The organism is Alcaligenes parafaecalis (assembly GCF_026344135.1).
Taxonomy (GTDB): Bacteria; Pseudomonadota; Gammaproteobacteria; order Burkholderiales; family Burkholderiaceae_B; genus Alcaligenes; species Alcaligenes parafaecalis.
In genome coordinates this window covers 123,434-139,922 of sequence record NZ_JAPKNA010000006.1, presented here as the reverse complement: position 1 = coordinate 139,922, position 16,489 = coordinate 123,434, and the positions used below count along the sequence as shown (strand labels likewise).

General features: G+C 56.0%; 15 protein-coding genes. 7 read left to right on the top strand and 8 right to left on the bottom strand.

Annotation, left to right across the window (positions count from 1 at the left end; all coding sequences use genetic code 11):
* Positions 1-19: 19 nt before the first annotated feature.
* The 3 genes from OSH09_RS16900 to OSH09_RS16890 all read right to left on the bottom strand — a co-directional run bounded on the left by OSH09_RS16900 (position 20) and on the right by OSH09_RS16890 (position 3,511).
* Positions 20-1,384, bottom strand: a complete 1,365-nt coding sequence (locus OSH09_RS16900; protein WP_207875481.1) for an MFS transporter — start codon at positions 1,382-1,384, stop codon at positions 20-22.
* A gap of 157 nt (positions 1,385-1,541) precedes the next feature.
* Positions 1,542-2,789, bottom strand: coding sequence for an iron-containing alcohol dehydrogenase (locus OSH09_RS16895; protein ID WP_266121631.1), 1,248 nt, complete (start codon positions 2,787-2,789; stop codon positions 1,542-1,544).
* A complete protein-coding gene (locus OSH09_RS16890; protein WP_207875479.1) occupies positions 2,786-3,511 on the bottom strand; it encodes an alpha/beta fold hydrolase in 726 nt (241 codons plus the stop codon). Before OSH09_RS16890 ends, OSH09_RS16895 begins: the two co-directional genes overlap by 4 nt.
* A gap of 137 nt (positions 3,512-3,648) precedes the next feature.
* On the opposite strand from OSH09_RS16890, the gene OSH09_RS16885 reads away from it, so the two are divergent.
* Complete coding sequence (locus tag OSH09_RS16885; protein ID WP_207875478.1) at positions 3,649-4,371, top strand: GntR family transcriptional regulator; 723 nt, start codon at positions 3,649-3,651, stop codon at positions 4,369-4,371.
* An 18-nt stretch (positions 4,372-4,389) separates the two neighbouring features.
* Here OSH09_RS16885 and OSH09_RS16880 read toward each other — a convergent pair whose 3' ends face one another.
* The 3 genes from OSH09_RS16880 to OSH09_RS16870 form a co-directional block, all read right to left on the bottom strand.
* Positions 4,390-5,205: a sterol desaturase family protein gene (locus OSH09_RS16880; RefSeq protein WP_207875477.1), complete on the bottom strand. Its 816-nt coding sequence runs from the start codon at positions 5,203-5,205 to the stop codon at positions 4,390-4,392.
* 241 nt (positions 5,206-5,446) lie between these two features.
* The gene (gene dapB, locus OSH09_RS16875; protein WP_266121630.1) at positions 5,447-6,238 is read right to left on the bottom strand and encodes a 4-hydroxy-tetrahydrodipicolinate reductase; all 792 of its coding nucleotides are present in this window, start codon (positions 6,236-6,238) and stop codon (positions 5,447-5,449) included.
* A 25-nt stretch (positions 6,239-6,263) separates the two neighbouring features.
* Positions 6,264-6,731, bottom strand: a complete 468-nt coding sequence (locus OSH09_RS16870; protein WP_266121629.1) for an outer membrane protein assembly factor BamE — start codon at positions 6,729-6,731, stop codon at positions 6,264-6,266.
* Positions 6,732-6,877: 146 nt separating this feature from the next.
* Here OSH09_RS16870 and fur point away from each other — a divergent pair, with 146 nt between their 5' ends.
* Positions 6,878-7,333, top strand: coding sequence for a ferric iron uptake transcriptional regulator (gene fur / locus OSH09_RS16865; RefSeq protein ID WP_207875474.1), 456 nt, complete (start codon positions 6,878-6,880; stop codon positions 7,331-7,333).
* A 178-nt stretch (positions 7,334-7,511) separates the two neighbouring features.
* Here the strand turns inward: fur and recN are convergent, their stop codons facing one another.
* Positions 7,512-9,161, bottom strand: a complete 1,650-nt coding sequence (recN, locus tag OSH09_RS16860; RefSeq protein WP_266121628.1) for a DNA repair protein RecN — start codon at positions 9,159-9,161, stop codon at positions 7,512-7,514.
* A gap of 6 nt (positions 9,162-9,167) precedes the next feature.
* The gene (locus OSH09_RS16855; RefSeq protein ID WP_222666854.1) at positions 9,168-10,067 is read right to left on the bottom strand and encodes an NAD kinase; all 900 of its coding nucleotides are present in this window, start codon (positions 10,065-10,067) and stop codon (positions 9,168-9,170) included.
* Positions 10,068-10,194: 127 nt separating this feature from the next.
* Here OSH09_RS16855 and hrcA point away from each other — a divergent pair, with 127 nt between their 5' ends.
* From hrcA to dnaJ, 5 genes are all read left to right on the top strand, one after another.
* Positions 10,195-11,208: a heat-inducible transcriptional repressor HrcA gene (gene hrcA, locus OSH09_RS16850; protein ID WP_207875471.1), complete on the top strand. Its 1,014-nt coding sequence runs from the start codon at positions 10,195-10,197 to the stop codon at positions 11,206-11,208.
* A gap of 63 nt (positions 11,209-11,271) precedes the next feature.
* Positions 11,272-12,357 carry a ferrochelatase gene (gene hemH, locus OSH09_RS16845; RefSeq protein WP_207875470.1) on the top strand — a complete coding sequence of 362 codons (1,086 nt, stop codon included), beginning with the start codon at positions 11,272-11,274 and terminating at the stop codon, positions 12,355-12,357.
* Positions 12,358-12,472: 115 nt separating this feature from the next.
* Positions 12,473-13,063 carry a nucleotide exchange factor GrpE gene (grpE, locus tag OSH09_RS16840; protein ID WP_207875469.1) on the top strand — a complete coding sequence of 197 codons (591 nt, stop codon included), beginning with the start codon at positions 12,473-12,475 and terminating at the stop codon, positions 13,061-13,063.
* Between the two features lie 186 nt (positions 13,064-13,249).
* Complete coding sequence (dnaK, locus tag OSH09_RS16835; RefSeq protein WP_207875468.1) at positions 13,250-15,175, top strand: molecular chaperone DnaK; 1,926 nt, start codon at positions 13,250-13,252, stop codon at positions 15,173-15,175.
* A gap of 102 nt (positions 15,176-15,277) precedes the next feature.
* Positions 15,278-16,411 carry a molecular chaperone DnaJ gene (gene dnaJ, locus OSH09_RS16830; protein WP_266121627.1) on the top strand — a complete coding sequence of 378 codons (1,134 nt, stop codon included), beginning with the start codon at positions 15,278-15,280 and terminating at the stop codon, positions 16,409-16,411.
* The last annotated feature ends 78 nt before the right edge of the window (positions 16,412-16,489 follow it).

Below are 16,489 nucleotides of genomic sequence, written 5' to 3'. Positions count from 1 at the left end.
TATCCATTGAATCAGTTTCTTAAGCCGATACTTCCTCCAGTGATCGCCCCTTGGTTTCTACACCCAAGGCAATCACCACCAGGGCGGCGATAGAGAAGGAAATAGCACCTAGCGTGAAGACGCCAGCATGGCCGGTCCACGGCAAGATAAAGCCCACCAGCAAAGGCCCGAACAAGGAACCCAGCCGACCTATTGAGGAGGCAAACCCGGCTCCAGTGCTGCGAGTACGTGTGGGATACAGCTCCGGGGTGTAGGCATACAAGACGGACCACATGCCAAACATGAAGAACTGCATGCACAAACCGGCACCAATCAACTGAGCAACAGGGGCCTGGCTGGTGGCGACGTGGCCATAGATAAAGGCACAGCCTGCGCTGCCGAAGAGCATCAAGACCATGGTGGCTTTGCGGCCCCATTTTTCCAGTAGCCAGGCCGAGAAGATGAAACCGGGAATACCCGCCAAGGAAATGTAGATGGTGTAGGTGACGGACTTGGTGACTTCATAACCGGCTTGTTGCAACAGGGCACCCAGCCAGGTCGTCAGACCGTAATAGCCCAGCAAAGAGAAGAACCACAGCATCCAGAGCATCAGTGTGCGGCGTGCGTACTGACCTTGCCAGAGCTGGGAGAACAAGGCGCCCCGGTTCAATTTTTCGCTCGGTGTGGCGGGCAGGGGAGCGGGCAGGGCTTGGCCTCCGTTGGCTTGAATAACCTTGTGTTCAAAGGCGCTGGTGACTTGCTCGGCACGGTCGTTATGGCCTGCTTCTTCCAGCCAACGAGGCGATTCGGGCACCCAGCGGCGGATAACAAAGACGAACAGGGCAGGGATGGACAGCGCAATGAAAATGCCGCGCCAGCCTATATAGTCCAGACTTAAAAACGTCAGAATACCGGCACTGATAAAGCCCAGGGGCCAGAAACCTTCCAGGATCGCAATATAGCGACCACGACTTTTGGCAGGGACAATTTCGGAAACCATTGCCAGGCCGATGGGAAACTCCATCCCCATGCCAAAGCCCAGCAAGACTCGAAACGCCATTAGCTGCTCAATGTTTTGAGACAGTCCACAGGCCAGACTCCCCACGCCCCAGAAAATCATGCTCCATTGGAAGACGGGTTTGCGGCCATATTTATCTGCCAGCATCCCAGCAATGGCCGCGCCCAAAAACATGCCTAGAAAACTGGAGCTGGCCAGCATGCCCGCTTGCGCGGTGCTCAAGCCCATTTCTGCTTTGATGGAGCCTAATACAAAGGTCATGATGCCCAGGTCCATAGAATCAAAGAACCAGGCGGTCGCGATAATACCGAACAGCATGCGTTGATAGCGTGTCATGGGTAATCGCTCAAGGCGATTTGCCACATTGGGGGATAGCTGGGCTGTCATAGGTGTCTCCTGTCGGTCCGCTCTTGTGGCGGGTTTTTTAGGTGTAGGTGACCTGCCGTCAGGCCAAGGCAGGCCTTTTTTCTTTTACTGATATATTACATGGATACTAGTGGTATTTATTTTAGGGTTAAATAATGGTATGTACTTAGTTGGCTAATTAACTGTTGGTGACGGCTCCGGCCAGACTGCCTTCAAAAGCGCTTTGAATAATGCGTTGGTAGGCGCTGGTGCAGTCAGCCACCGGAAAGGCTTTGGCAAGGCGAGTGACTTGCAGGGCGTCTGTTTGCAAACGCTCCAGTTGATGGGCCTGTACGCCGCATTGGCTCAGGTCGGAAGGAATATCCAGTTTTTCGACCAAGGAGCGCACATAGGCAGGCAGGGCCATCAAGGTGTCTTGGGGATTGGCGGGTGGCATGCCTAGCAGTTGGGCCACTTCCAGCAGTTCCGGGGCGCGGGTTTCACGTAGCTCATCCAGCACATAGGGCAGCAGGACGGCATTGGTCGTGCCATGGGATTGGTGCGTCAAACCGGCTAGTGCGTAGGCAATGCCGTGGACAGCGTTCAGGCCTGCTGTGCCGTAGGAAAGTGCCGCGTAGTAGCTGGCGCTGGCCATGCCATCACGGGCTTCAGTGTCGCTACCGTCGCGATAGGCGCGCAGCATGAAGGCACCACACAGGCGTATGGATTCGCGGGCAAACATCATGGTCAGGGAGGAGCGGCCGCTATAGCCAGGGTCCGGGCTTCCGGCGCGGTCAAACAGGCTGGCATCCTGAGTCACAAAGGATTCAATGGCATGGGTCAGGGCATCAATACCTGCATCGGCAGTGACGCGGGGCGGACAGCTATCGCTCAGTTCCGGGTCGATAACGGCAATGGCGGGGCGTAGCGCATTGCCCATGACGGCGATTTTGGTGGCGTTGTCGGGATCGACCAAAATGGCTCCCGGTGTAGCCTCAGATCCTGTGCCCGAGGTGGTGGGCAAGGCGATCAAGGGCAAGGGTTTGGTGTGGGCTGGCCAGGTGCCGCTGTAGGCGCGTATGGACTCCCCGGTGGGGACGGTCAGACACAGTGCTTTGGCCAGATCAATATTGCTGCCACCGCCCAAAGCCAATACGTAATCAATAGGGTGATCGGCCAAATGGGCGCGTATTTGCAGCGTGGCCTGATCGCATAAGGTGGTGGAAGGGTCCGGCTCGCCACCATCAAAAACCACGACCTCAATACCCAGCTCTCTACAGGCTGCGATGTGGTCCTGAACCCAGGTGGTTTGAATGGTGAAAAAGCGGTCGGTAATCAATAAGCCACGACGCCAGCCCAAGTGGGCAATCAGCGCAGGCAGATCATGGCGGCAGCCACGCCCCATCAAGGTGCGGGGAGGGGGGCAAAAGAAAACGTGCGTGTTCATACGGGAGTCCTTGCGGTGTGAAGGGAGCAGAAGGGGGCAATCAGGGAGGCGATCAGCTCTGTGTGCGAGCCCAGAATGCTGTGACCGGCGTCAGGCAGGCTGTGCAAGGTGGCTTGCGGCAGGGCCTGTGCCAACTGGTGGGCATGTGCAATGGGGCAGTCCAGATCCTGCTCGCCGTGAATGATCAAAGAGGGAATAGCGATACGGGGTACTTGTGCATGCAAGTCATGGTGACGATTCGCCAACCAGGTCCAGGCCACATCCTGGTGGCCAGCGGCTTCCTTCAAGCCCAGGCGCTGTTCTCGTTCTGCAATTTCCTGCAGCAGGGTGGGGGTATCTTGTGCTTGGAACCAGTGGGTACTGTTCAGGCTGGCTGTGCCTGATAACAACAGCAGAGCCTGTGGGAGCGGAGCTTGTTCATCCAGCAGCGTCAGGCAGGTTTGCAGCACAACAGACACGCCCAGACTCCAGCCGGCCAGAACATAGGGCAGGTCCTTGGGCAGGCTCTCGATGCAGACACGCAGGTCCTGTACGAAGCCATCCAGACCGTAGTCCTCTTGGCAGGTGCCACGTAGCGCCTGGCCTCGACCTCGTAAATCCGGGGTATGCCAGGACAGCGCAGGGGGGCTGATTTGGGCCAGAGGCAGCCAACTGCGATGGGTGCCTTGTATGCCGTGGATGGCGATGATGGCGCCTTGTGGTGAGTCGTGGGCAATGCTCATGTGGCTTCCTGGAGTAGATAAATACAACTAAGATATGAGGCTGTTGCTTAGGTCGGGCCTCGTAGCATGGGGGGCTTGGGCAGGCGTCAGGTGTTCGGTGTCAGCAGCAAACGCTGCGTTTTAAAGGCAGGGTTAGCATGGTCACAAGCAAGCGGAAGGTAGCGGGAAAGGGGCAAACTCTTGATGAGGGCCTGGAAATCAAGGCCTTGGCAGAGCCCAAGCCCAAGCTCACGGACATTGCTTACGAGCGTTTGGAAGAGGCCATCATTACCCTGAAGTTGCCACCGGGCAGCATCGTGTCGGAATTGACCTTGAGCCAGATGTTCGAGATTGGCCGCACCCCGATTCGAGAAGCTATCCAGCGTTTGGCGCGTGAGCATCTGATGCTGGTCTTGCCGCAGCGTGGGCTGTTGATTCCAGAACTGGATATGCCCAAACAGTTGCGTCTGATTGAGACGCGTCGGGAAATCGAACGTCTGATCTGCCGCAGTGCGGCCAAACGGGCGACACGCGATCAACGCGAGCAATTCAAGAGCTTGCATGATGCTTTCCTGGAAGCAGCCGCCCAGAACGATGAAGTCAGTTTTATCCGGGCAGATCGGCGGTTGAATGAGCTGGAAATCGAAGCCGCGCGCAATGAATTTGCGGAAGCGGCGATGCGTCTGACACATGGCCTGTCACGTCGTTTCTGGTTCTGCCACTATCAGCAAAACCCGGACTTGACGGAAATGGGCAGACTGCATGCCAATTTGGCGATGTCCATTGCCGGGGGCGATATGGACCAGGCCGGTCAGAGCCTGGACCTCTTGATGGATTACATCGAAGAACTTGCCCGCACGACCTTGATCTCCAGCTTGTAAATAAGACGCGGGGCTTCTTCAGGCCAGCCCGCGCTCCAGAGCATGGGCTTCGTCTTGCTTCAAGGCGGGGCCGTCGGTTGTATCGCCAGTATCTTCAAAGCGGAAGCGGCGAATAATCGGCTTCAGTTCTTCCTTGACGTGCTTTTCGCTATAGCCATTGAACAGGTGGCCCAGCAGACCACGGCGCAGATCCGTGGTGCCCATCGCCCAGTCAGCAATGGGGAAGGTCAGGTTCATGTTGTACTTCATCATGATGCCCTGATTGTGATGGGCCGTATGGTGACGGCGAATGGTGTTGATGAAGGGCATATTGCGCACAAAGCTGTTCTCATGCACATGACAGCAATAGTGAAAGGCCTCGTACACCAGGTATTGCGCCACCATGGTCATGAAGACAAAATAGCCTGCATTGGGGTTGATGACCGTTGCGGCCACCCAGCCCAAAATCCCCCCACCAACTCCCAGGGTCGCCAGGACGCGCCAGGGGAAAAACACAATCCTAAACTCCTTGCTGGAATCAATGGTGGCTTCGTTATCGGTGAAGTACTGATGGTGCTGGCGGGTGTGGCGTTCGTAGATTTCCCGCAAGCCAATGATGTTGATGCGTCGGTGCATCACATAGCGGTGCATGGCCCACTCAACAAAATTACCCGCCAGAAAAACGGGAATCACAATTAGCCACTCCCATCCTATGGGCCCTAGTTGGGTGATGCTGTAGTAAATCGCGGCCAGGCCCACGATGTAGGTCACTACAACGTGAACAATACCGTTGTAGGCGGGGCTGATATTGGATTTGTAGTCCTCTCGGAACTTGCGTTGGCGTTCGCTCATCATGTCAGTTGTCTCCTGCAGGAAAAGGTTTATTCTTTAAATATCCAACTAACATATTAGTGATATTTTTTTCTGCGTCAAGCAGGGAAAATAGGGAGGGGAGATGTGACAGAGGGGCGTTTGAGGAGGGCAAGCCTCTGTGTAGCTAGGTAGAAGAGATTTTTTAGAGTTGATTCAGTTGGAGCACAGATAAAAAAAAGCCGACTCAAAAGTCGGCTTTTCAGACAAAGGTGCAGATAGGTTTTTACAAACCCAGCACATCCTGCATGGAGTACAGGCCTGTGCTCTTGTCGCACAGGAAACGTGCGGCACGCAGGCTGCCATTGGCATAGCCTGCACGGCTGCTGGAACGATGCGAGATCTCGATACGTTCGCCTTCACCGCAGAAAAACACGGTATGGTCGCCCACGATGTCGCCACCGCGCACCACGGAAAAACCAATGCGACCGTCTTGACGGGCACCGGTATGACCGTGACGAGCCCAGTCGGCCACATCGTTCAGTGACTCACCCCAGGTTTTGGCGATAGCTTCACCCATTGCCAGGGCGGTGCCCGATGGCGCATCCACTTTGTTGCGGTGATGGGCTTCAAAAACCTCGGCGTCGTAGCCGTGGTTCAGCAAGGCCGCGGCCATTTCGATCAGCTTCAGCGTGGCATTCACGCCTACGCTCATGTTCGGCGCGAACATAATGGCGATTTCGCGGCCAGCCGCCATAATCTGCTGTTTTTCTGCTTCGGAAAAGCCGGTGGTGCCGATGACCAGACGGGTGCCGTATTTCTGGCACGCGTCCAGATGGGCTAAAGTGCCTTCCGGACGGGTGAAGTCGATCAGGCAGTCAGCGTGGGCCAGGGCATCCAGATCATCAGTGATCGTGACGCCACTCTCTTTACCCAGGAAAGCACCTGCGTCCTGGCCAATGGCTTTGGAGCCGCTATGGTCCAGGGCAACGGTCAGGGTCAGATCCGTACTGTTCAAAACAGATTCAATCAGCATCCGGCCCATACGGCCGTCTGCGCCAGCAATGGCAATGCGCATGTATCCAGTGTCCTTAACGTGAAGCTTAAAGTGTAGGCTGGGTGCCGCTAACGCTAGGCGTTGGGGCGGCACTGTCGGCGTCAGCAGGCGGTGGGGTTTGTTTTTTGCCGGTGTCGCTGCGCTCAAACGGTTGGCGGTCTGGCTGTTCGTCGCCTTGCCAGCGAACCAGGGTGTCGCCTTCAAACCAGACGGTGAAGGTGCGCTGCTCGCTCTTGCCGTAGCCAGGCTGGTTCAGGTAGGGGTAGTCCCAACGGTCAGCGTGGAAAATGTCTTGCAAGGTGGGTGAACCCAATAGATAACGAACTTGTTCGCGTGTCATCCCCGATTGCAGGCGGGCCACTTGCTCGGCAGTGATCCAGTTCCCCTGCTGAATGTCGGCGCGGTACGGGAAGCCCCATTTAGAGGATCCGCAGGCGCTCAGAGCGGCGGCAGCCAGACTGGCTGCGAGTATGGCGCGGATGACAGGAGTGAATGAATTGGCCTTCTTCTGCACGAAATGCCCCAGTAGGAATAAAATCGTTATCATATAAGGGTTTAGGAAAAAGCGCATGAATTGCGCATTGAACCGCCTCAAGACGAGCTGGTTTTTAATCAGAACGGACTTGAGATCCATCCCCATCAAGATGCGATAATTTAGCCATGAACGATCAAAATGAACTGAAGAACATGGGGCTTAAGGCGACTTTTCCGCGCCTGAAGATTCTGGATATTTTTCGCCGCTCCGATCAGGACGGTCAACGCCACCTTAGCGCGGAAGACGTTTACCGCCTTCTGATCGCCGAGGAAGTCGATATTGGTTTGGCCACGGTCTACCGTGTGCTGACCCAGTTCGAGCAAGCCGGTATTTTGGTGCGCAGCCAGTTCGACGGCGGTAAAGCCGTGTTTGAACTGAATGATGGCGATCACCACGATCACCTGATTTGCACCAACTGCGGCGCAGTCGAAGAGTTTACCGACAGCAATATCGAAGCCCGCCAGCACCAGGTCGCCAAAGACCACGGTTTTGTGCTGGAGAGCCACACCATGCTGTTGTACGGCATTTGCCCTAAATGCTCGGAAGCGGGCAAACAGGCCAAGCCGACTCTGCGCAGCTAAATCTGGCTTGATAGACCTATTAGCGCGGGATCTGATAGTTGGGGGCAGGATTTAGCCACATTGGCATCCTGAAAATTCAAAGAACAATCAGATCCGCGTTGCAGGGCTGTCAGGACTGGATACAAAAAACCACCGGCCGCCAAAGGCGCTGGTGGTTTAGCTTGTCCTTCGCAAAAGTCTAGCGCTGGCGTGCCAGCATTTCCCGCGCATGCTCGCGGGTTGTTTGCGTAATTTCCAGACCACCCAACATACGGGCGATTTCGTCCACGCGTTCGTCTTGCGTCAAAGGATGGATCGAGGAAAAAGTCTGGCCTTGCTCGGTCGTTTTCTCTACTTTCAAATGATGATTGCCGCAGGCAGCTACCTGGGGCAGGTGGGTCACACACAAGACTTGATGGCGTGCGCCCAGCTCTTGCAGCAAACGTCCCACCACTTCGGCCACGGCGCCACCGACACCCGTATCCACTTCGTCAAAAATCAGGGTAGGCACACGAGCCGCCTGGCTGGCGATGACGGACAGCGCCAGGGAAATTCGGGCCAGCTCACCGCCTGATGCAACTTTGGCCAGCGGACGCGGCGTTACCCCTTCATGACCCGCCACCAGAAACTCGACTTGCTCAAGTCCGTGGACCTGGGGGGCGCAGGCCGTTAGAGCCACTTCAAAGCGCCCGCCTTGCATCGCCATGGACTGCATCGCCTGGCTGACTTGCTTGCCAAGCTGAACACTGGTTTTGCGTCGTGCTGTGCTGAGCTTGCCGCTTAAATCCTGATACTGCTTTTCGGCTTGCTGGGCTTTGGCTTGCAAGGCCTCCAGGTCGAAAGACTGCTGTAATTGAGCCAGTTGCTCCTGCCAGCCTTCCAGCAGGCTGGGCAGCTCTTCTGGCTCCACTTTCAACTTTCGAGCCGCGCTGAAAATGGCTGATACCCGTTCTTCAGCCTCGGCCAGACGTTCAGGGTCCAGCTCCATATCACTTAAATAGCTGTTCAGATCCGACGCCGCTTCAGTGACAGCAATTTGTGCGGACTCCAAGGCATCCACAATGGCTTGCAGGCCGGGATCATGGCGCAGCAGGGCGCTCATTTCATGGCTGGCTTTACCCAGCAATTGCTGTACCGAGGTTTCCTCGCCATCCAGCGCCGTCAGGGCCAGCGCACTGCCATCAATCAGGGCTTGGGCGTGGGACAGGCGAGTGTGCTCCTGCTGCAACTGATCCCATTCACCCGCACGCAAACTCAGACTGGAGAGCTCATTGATCTGCCATTCCAGACGTTCCTGTTCGCGCTTTCCCTGCTCAGCACTTTGACTGGCCTGTTCGACGGCTTTGCGTGCCTGGCTCAATTGCTGCCAGGACTGGGCTACTTGACGGGCCAGCGGCAAATGGCCGCCTTGGCTGTCCAGCAGATCGTACTGACTTTGGGGATTCATCAGGCTTTGATGGGCGTGCTGGCCGTGAATATCCACAAGCAACTCACCCAGTTCGCGCAGTTGGGTCAAGGTCGCGGCGCTGCCATTGATGTAGCTGCGGTTGCGGCCTTGCTGGTCGATCAGGCGGCGCAGAATCAGTTCTTCCGAAACATCGAAATCACGCTCGCTAAGCCAGCTCTGAATGTCTTGCTCGCAGTCGAAATGCGCGCTGACCTCGGTACGTGCACAGCCTTCGCGTATGGCTTTGGCGTCGCCGCGTGCCCCTAATACCAGGGAGAGCGCATCAATCAAAATGGATTTGCCAGCGCCGGTCTCCCCGGAAAAAACCGTGAAGCCGGTGTCGAAATCAATCGTGGCTTGATCCACGATGACAAAGTCTCGAACGTGCAGGGTACGCAGCATAGGGGTTTATTCGTTTTCGTCGTTAGGCAAAGGGATGTGATTCCAGCCCAGCTTCTGGCGCAAGGTGGAAAAAAAGCTGTAGCCCTTGGGATGGATAAAGCGAATGGTGTTCTGGGCGCGCCGCACATCAATGCGGTCGCCCTGCTGACAGTCCGACCAGGTTTGCATGTCAAAGTGCACGCTGCCACCGGATTCCACCCGGCCCAGGGCCGTAATGGTCAAATTCAGGGTGCCTGTGTCGGGCAGCACAATAGGGCGGTGTGACAAGGTTTGTGGAGCCACCGGCACCAGTAAAAAAGCTTTCAGGGACGGGTGCAGCAAAGGGCCGCTGGCGGCCAGCGCATACGCCGTGGAGCCGGTAGGAGTGGAGATGATCAGGCCGTCGGAGCGCTGGCGGTACATGAACACGCCATCAAGCTCTACACGCAGCTCGATCATGCCGCCGCGACCGGCGCGGTTGATGACCACATCGTTCAGGGCTACGCCCGAATACAGCACTTCCCCGTCCCGCACCACGCGGCCTTCCAGCATGGAACGCTCTTCAACATCGTATTCACCTTTCAGGACGCTTAGCAAAGCATCATTGGCGTCATTCAAGGGGACATCGGTAATAAAACCGAGGCGACCGTGGTTAATCCCGATCAATGGCACCTTGCTGTGGGCTAATTCGCGGGCAGCGCCTATCATGGTGCCATCCCCGCCCATTACGATAGCCAGATCGGCGCGCTCGCCAATCTGGGCATAATCACCAATGGGGAATTCAGTAATACCGGCATTCTGGGCGGTTGCGGCCTCCAGCAGCACCGAGCAACCAGTGTTGACCAGGGTTGCAGCCAGCGATCGGATGGGCGCATCCAAGCCGGAGTCCTGATATCTGCCAACAATGGCAACCGTTTTGAAATGCATGGGGCGAAAACCTTATGTTTAATGAAATAATGGCGATCAGTGGATTATAGAGTTGCCACTCTAGGCTTGGCTGTAAGATTCTCCCCTTTATCATGCAGAGCTGGTGTTTTTAAGTGACGTACGCGACATGGATGACAGAGCAAATGCCTTGTTGAAGGTGCTGATCGAACGCTACATTGCCGACGGTCAGCCGGTAGGGTCCCGCACCTTATCAACCATTTTTGATTTTTCTCCGGCCACGATACGTAATGTGATGGCGGAGCTGGAAGGCCTGGGCCTGATTCATAGCCCCCACACCTCGGCGGGGCGCATTCCCACGCCTAAAGGCTACCGCCTGTTTGTGGATCGCCTCCTGGCGGCAGAGCGTTTCGAGCGGCCCGATGCCCGCAATCTAAGCCAGTATTTGCCTTTTGATGAGCCTAACCGCGCCGTCAGTTCCGCCGCTTCGCTGCTGTCGAATCTGTCGCAGTTTGCCGGTGTGGTGCTGGCGCCAAAAAAGGCGCAGACCTTCAGGCAGATTGAATTTATTCGCCTGTCCGACAAGCGAGTGTTGCTGATTATCGTCACCCCGGATGGCGATGTGCAGAACCGCATTCTGTTTGTGCCCCGCGATTATCTGGAACAGGAACTGGTCGAGGCCAGCAACTTTTTCAATCAGCACTTCTCGGGCATGTCCTTTGAGTCCGTCAAGCTGGCCTTGTCGCAAGAGCTCAGTTCTTTGCAGGTGGATATTTCACGTTTGATGCAACAAGCGGTGGATGTGGGTAGCCACCAGCCTGATAGTGAAGAGGCGGTTGTCATCGCGGGCGAGAGCAAATTGCTGAATGTCACGGAAATGGTGGCGGATATGGATCGCCTGCGGCGCTTGTTCTCTCTATTCGAGAAAAAAACCGATCTGCTGCACTTGCTGGATGTCTCCAGTCAGGCCGATGGCGTACAAATTTACATTGGTGGGGATTCCCAGCTTTTGCCGGTGGATGATGTGTCTGTGATCACCGCGCCTTACGGTGTGGACGGCAAGGTTGTGGGCACGCTGGGCGTGATTGGGCCATCGCGTATGGCGTATGATCGTGTGATTCCTATCGTGGACATTACAGCGCGGCTATTGTCCAATGCCTTGAGCCATCACTCTGCCAGTTAAACGATGGGCCTTCAGTCTGTTCTTGGGCTGAAGGCAATCTGGCTGTCTAACGCACTAATCATCATGCCCAAGTTGTTTGCTTCTCCTTATTTGCCCGAAGCGCAGGACGCCGATATGTTCAATGAGCAGGCTCCGGTACGCGAGGCCGGGCCTGTCGGCATTTTGCTGGTTAATCTGGGTACGCCGGATCAGCCTGATGCAGCGTCGATTCGGCGCTATCTGGGCGAATTCCTGTCTGACCCCCGAGTGATCGAGATCCCTCAGCCTGTCTGGCAGATTATTTTGCGTCTGTTCATCTTGCCGCGTCGTCCCAGCAAGCTGGCACCGCGCTACAAGGACATCTGGTTGCAAAATGGCGCGCCCTTGCTGGTGTACAGCCAGGCGCAGGCAGATGGCTTGCAGGAGCTGTTGCAGGGACAAGGTCACGACGTGAAAGTAGAGCTGGGCATGCGTTACGGCAACCCGTCTATTGCCAGTGGCCTGGACAAGTTGAAAGCGGCTGGTTGTGAGCGCATTTTGACCTTGCCGCTGTACCCTCAGTATGCGGCCAGCACCACGGCCACCGCGGTGGATTGCGTGGCGGCCCATCTGGGCAAGCAGCGCAATCAGCCCGAGCTGCGTTTCATCAAGCGCTATCACACCCACCCGGATTACATCGGCCCCTTGGCGGCGCAGATTCGTCGCTATTGGGATGAACATGGCAAACCAGAGCGTTTGTTATTGAGCTTTCACGGTTTGCCACGCCGCTGCGTGGAACTGGGTGACCCCTATTACCGCGATTGCCGTGAAACGGCGGATGCCTTGCGTGCGGCGCTGGATGAGCCTGCCGTCGAAGTGCATATGGCCTTTCAAAGTCGTTTTGGTGCGCAGCGCTGGCTGGAACCCTACACCGAACCCACTTTGCGCGAATGGGGCAAGCAGGGGGTGGGACGTGTGGATGCTGTCTGCCCTGGCTTTCTGGCCGATTGTCTGGAAACGCTGGAAGAAATTCAGGTGGAGTGCCGTGACGCTTTCCTGGAAGAGGGCGGTCGCGAGTTCCATTACATCCCTTGCCTGAATGACGATCCGCAATGGATTGAGGGCCTGGGGCGGCTGGCTGTGCAACATTTGGGCGGCTGGTTACCCAGCCGTCTGGTGCCTACCCGATAGCCGCAGCCGGTTTTTGAAGGGCCAGGCCAGCAAAAATACAAAGGCAGGTCTTGAACTGGGGGCAGATGCCCCCATTTTCATGCGATCAACGAATTCTGTAGTGGAGATACATCGAATGGCTACACATGCCGATCCCAATAAGCCTCTGGACGGGGAAGTGACGGAAAACACGCCTGAACAGGCACAACAGGGTACTGTCGGGCAAGACCAGCCAGAGATTCTGGGCCAGCAGCCCGAAGAAAACTCGGCTGATCTGGCTACTGAATTGGCCCAGGCCCAGGAAAAAGTGTCGCAGTACTACGACCAGTTGCTGCGCGCCAAAGCCGAAGTGGAAAACATCCGCCGTCGTGCGGATGATGATGTCTCTAAAGCCCGCAAGTTTGGCACCGAGTCCTTTGCTGAAAGCCTGATCCCCGTGCGTGACAGTCTGGAAGCCGCACTGGCCCAGACCGAGCAGAGCACGGAAACCTGGAAGGAAGGGGTGGAAACCACCTTGCGCCAGTTGAACAAGGCTTTCGAGCGCAACAACCTGAAAGAAGTGGCACCGCAAGCGGGCGACAAGTTCGATCCGCACCTGCACCAAGCCATTTCGGCTGTGCCTTCTGAATTTGAAGAAGGCGCGGTAGCCCAATTGCTGCAAAAGGGCTACACCATTTCGGATCGCGTGTTGCGTCCCGCTTTGGTCATGGTGTCGGCGCCTAAATAAACGAGCCCGTCAGGCTGTGCTGGCAGGCCGCCCGGAATTGACAGGCTTTTACGTGTAATTCCCGGGATTGTTGCTGGCACCGTTAAAAAAAATGATGGTCGCTCTTGAAATGCTCGGAGTATTCCCCATATGCATTTCATCAAACAATTTGCTTTCGCAATCAATCTTTTAGTCAGGTAAAAAATCATGGGCAAAATCATTGGTATTGACCTTGGAACCACCAATAGCTGTGTATCGGTGTTGGACGGTGACCAGGTTCGTATTATCGAAAATGCCGAAGGCGGTCGCACGACCCCTTCCATCGTGGCTTACATGCAGGACGGTGAAATCCTGGTTGGCGCACCCGCCAAGCGCCAGGCTGTTACCAACCCTACGAACACCATCTTCGCTGTCAAGCGTTTGATTGGCCGTAAGTTCACGGAAAAAGCCGTACAAACAGACATCGACCACGTGCCTTACACCATTGTTGCCGCCGACAACGGCGACGCATGGGTGGAAGCTCAAGGCAAGAAGATGGCTCCTCAGCAAGTGTCTGCCGATATCTTGCGCAAAATGAAGAAAACTGCCGAAGACTACCTGGGCGAAGAAGTAACCGAGGCCGTGATTACCGTGCCTGCTTACTTTAACGACAGCCAGCGTCAGGCAACCAAGGATGCAGGCCGCATTGCCGGTCTGGAAGTCAAGCGCATCATCAACGAGCCAACCGCTGCGGCTTTGGCTTTCGGTCTGGACAAGGCTGAAAAGGGTGATCGCAAGATTGCTGTGTATGACTTGGGCGGCGGTACGTTCGACGTTTCCATCATCGAAATCGCTGATATCGATGGCGAGAAACAGTTTGAAGTGCTCTCGACCAACGGCGACACCTTCTTGGGTGGCGAAGACTTTGACAAGCGCATCATCGACTACATCATTGCCGAGTTCAAGAAAGAAAGCGGCGTGGATCTGTCCAAAGATGTGCTGGCCTTGCAGCGTCTGAAAGAATCCGCTGAAAAAGCCAAGATCGAACTGTCCTCGACGCAGCAGACCGAAATCAACCTGCCTTACATCACGGCAGACGCTTCCGGTCCCAAGCACTTGAACCTGAAGATCACCCGCTCCAAGCTGGAAGCGCTGGTTGAAGACCTGATCGAACGCACGATCGAGCCTTGCCGCGTTGCTATCAAGGACGCTGGTGTGAAGGTTTCAGAAATCGACGACGTGATCCTGGTCGGCGGCATGAGCCGTATGCCCAAGGTGCAAGAGCGCGTTAAAGAGTTCTTTGGCCGTGAACCACGTAAAGACATCAACCCTGACGAAGCCGTGGCCGCTGGTGCAGCCATTCAAGGTTCCGTCTTGTCGGGCGACCGTACTGACGTCTTGCTGCTGGACGTGACTCCTCTGTCCCTGGGTATCGAAACCCTGGGTGGCGTCATGACCAAGATGATCCAGAAGAACACCACGATTCCTACGCGTCATTCGCAAGTGTTCTCCACGGCTGACGATAACCAGCCTGCTGTGACCATCAAGGTATTCCAGGGCGAGCGCGAAATCGCTGCCGGTAACAAGGCTTTGGGCGAGTTCAATCTGGAAGGTATTCCACCAGCAGCACGTGGCCTGCCACAGATTGAAGTGACCTTCGACATCGACGCCAACGGTATCTTGCACGTGTCCGCCAAAGACAAGGGCACAGGCAAAGAGAACAAGATCACCATCAAGGCAAACTCTGGTTTGTCCGACGAGGAGATCGAGCGCATGGTGAAAGATGCCGAAGTGAACGCGGCTGAAGACCACCGTATCGCTGAACTGGCGGTTGCTCGCAACCAGGCTGAAGCCTTGATCCACTCCACTCGCAAGTCCATGACGGACTATGGCGACAAGCTGGAAGCGGAAGAGAAAGAAGCCATAGAAAAGGCAATCGCTGACCTGGAGGAAACTCTGAAAGAAGGCGATAAGGAAGCCATCGACGCCAAGGTGGAAGCACTGGGTGTAGCCTCGCAGAAACTGGGCGAGAAGATGTACGCCGACATGCAGGCTCAAGCCGCAGCACAAGAAGGTGCTGAAGGTACGGCCCAGCAGCCCGCCGACGAGAACGTGGTCGACGCTGACTTTAAAGAAGTCAAACGCGATCAGTAATTGCGAGCCTGAGTAAGGTTCCCTGGCCCGATCTTTGGCGGCATACGCTGGAGATCGGGCATTATTATTCAATCAGCGGCGTTTAGACGTCGTTAATCAAACATGGCAAAACGCGATTTATACGAAATTCTCGGTGTGGCCAAAAATGCGACGCAGGATGAACTCCGCAAGGCGTATCGCAAGCTGGCCATGAAGTTCCACCCTGACCGTAATCCGGATAGCAAGGACGCCGAGGAAAAGTTCAAGGAAGCCAAGGAAGCGTACGAGATCCTGTCCGACGAACAGAAACGCGAAGCCTATGACCGCTATGGTCATGCCGGAGTCGATCCCAACGCTGGCATGGGCGGTATGGGTGGCGGCATGGGCGGGGCCGGATTTGCAGACGCCTTTGGTGATATTTTTGGCGAAATTTTCGGTGGTGGCGGCGGACGTCGCGGCGGTGGCCCTCAGGTATACCGCGGTGCAGATTTGCGCTACTCGCTGGACATCAGCCTGGAGCAGGCAGCGGCCGGTTTTGATACTGAAATTCGCGTACCAAGCTGGGAAAACTGCGAAACCTGCTCGGGTTCGGGTGCCAAACCCGGTACCTCTGCACAGACTTGTCGTACCTGCCAAGGCAGTGGCGCTGTCCGTATGCAGCAGGGCATTTTCAGCATGCAGCAAACCTGCCCGACCTGTCACGGTAGCGGCAAGGAAATTGCGGACCCCTGCGTGGCGTGTCACGGTGAGGGCAAGGTCAAAAAGACCAAGACTTTGCAGGTCAAGATTCCAGCCGGTATTGATGATGGCATGCGCATCCGCTCCAGCGGTAATGGCGAGCCTGGCGTCAACGGCGGTCCTGCCGGTGACTTGTATGTGGAAATCCGCATCAAACCGCACGGTATTTTCCAGCGTGACGGCGAGGATCTGCACTGCGAGCTGACTATCCCATTCACCACGGCAGCGCTGGGTGGAACGGTGGAAGTACCTACCCTGACAGGGCGTGGCGAAATCACCATTCCTGAAGGCACCCAAGTGGGCAAGACGTTCCGCTTGCGCGGCAAGGGTATCAAGGGCCTGCGCTCCAGCTACCCCGGTGACTTGTATTGCCACATTCAAATCGAGACCCCTGTGCGTCTGAACGACGAGCAAAAGAAATTGCTGCGTCAGTTTGAACAGGCCTTGAGCGATGGTGGCGTCAAGCACTCACCCAAAAGCGAATCCTGGACAGACAAGGTGAAGGGTTTCTTCTCCTGAATCCTGCAAGGGAAAGCGAAATAAAAAACCCGGTACGAAAGTACCGGGCTTTTTTATGCCTGCCTGAGCAAGCCTTGT

What these genes read in the sequence shown, in the direction of transcription:
- OSH09_RS16900 (WP_207875481.1), bottom strand. Translation starts at nt 1,384, where the DNA reads ATGACAGCCCAGCTATCCCCCAATGTGGCAAATCGCCTTGAGCGATTA.
- OSH09_RS16895 (WP_266121631.1), bottom strand. Translation starts at nt 2,789, where the DNA reads ATGAACACGCACGTTTTCTTTTGCCCCCCTCCCCGCACCTTGATGGGG.
- OSH09_RS16890 (WP_207875479.1), bottom strand. Translation starts at nt 3,511, where the DNA reads ATGAGCATTGCCCACGACTCACCACAAGGCGCCATCATCGCCATCCAC.
- OSH09_RS16885 (WP_207875478.1), top strand. Translation starts at nt 3,649, where the DNA reads ATGGTCACAAGCAAGCGGAAGGTAGCGGGAAAGGGGCAAACTCTTGAT.
- OSH09_RS16880 (WP_207875477.1), bottom strand. Translation starts at nt 5,205, where the DNA reads ATGATGAGCGAACGCCAACGCAAGTTCCGAGAGGACTACAAATCCAAT.
- dapB (WP_266121630.1), bottom strand. Translation starts at nt 6,238, where the DNA reads ATGCGCATTGCCATTGCTGGCGCAGACGGCCGTATGGGCCGGATGCTG.
- fur (WP_207875474.1), top strand. Translation starts at nt 6,878, where the DNA reads ATGAACGATCAAAATGAACTGAAGAACATGGGGCTTAAGGCGACTTTT.
- recN (WP_266121628.1), bottom strand. Translation starts at nt 9,161, where the DNA reads ATGCTGCGTACCCTGCACGTTCGAGACTTTGTCATCGTGGATCAAGCC.
- OSH09_RS16855 (WP_222666854.1), bottom strand. Translation starts at nt 10,067, where the DNA reads ATGCATTTCAAAACGGTTGCCATTGTTGGCAGATATCAGGACTCCGGC.
- hrcA (WP_207875471.1), top strand. Translation starts at nt 10,195, where the DNA reads ATGGATGACAGAGCAAATGCCTTGTTGAAGGTGCTGATCGAACGCTAC.
- hemH (WP_207875470.1), top strand. Translation starts at nt 11,272, where the DNA reads ATGCCCAAGTTGTTTGCTTCTCCTTATTTGCCCGAAGCGCAGGACGCC.
- grpE (WP_207875469.1), top strand. Translation starts at nt 12,473, where the DNA reads ATGGCTACACATGCCGATCCCAATAAGCCTCTGGACGGGGAAGTGACG.
- dnaK (WP_207875468.1), top strand. Translation starts at nt 13,250, where the DNA reads ATGGGCAAAATCATTGGTATTGACCTTGGAACCACCAATAGCTGTGTA.
- dnaJ (WP_266121627.1), top strand. Translation starts at nt 15,278, where the DNA reads ATGGCAAAACGCGATTTATACGAAATTCTCGGTGTGGCCAAAAATGCG.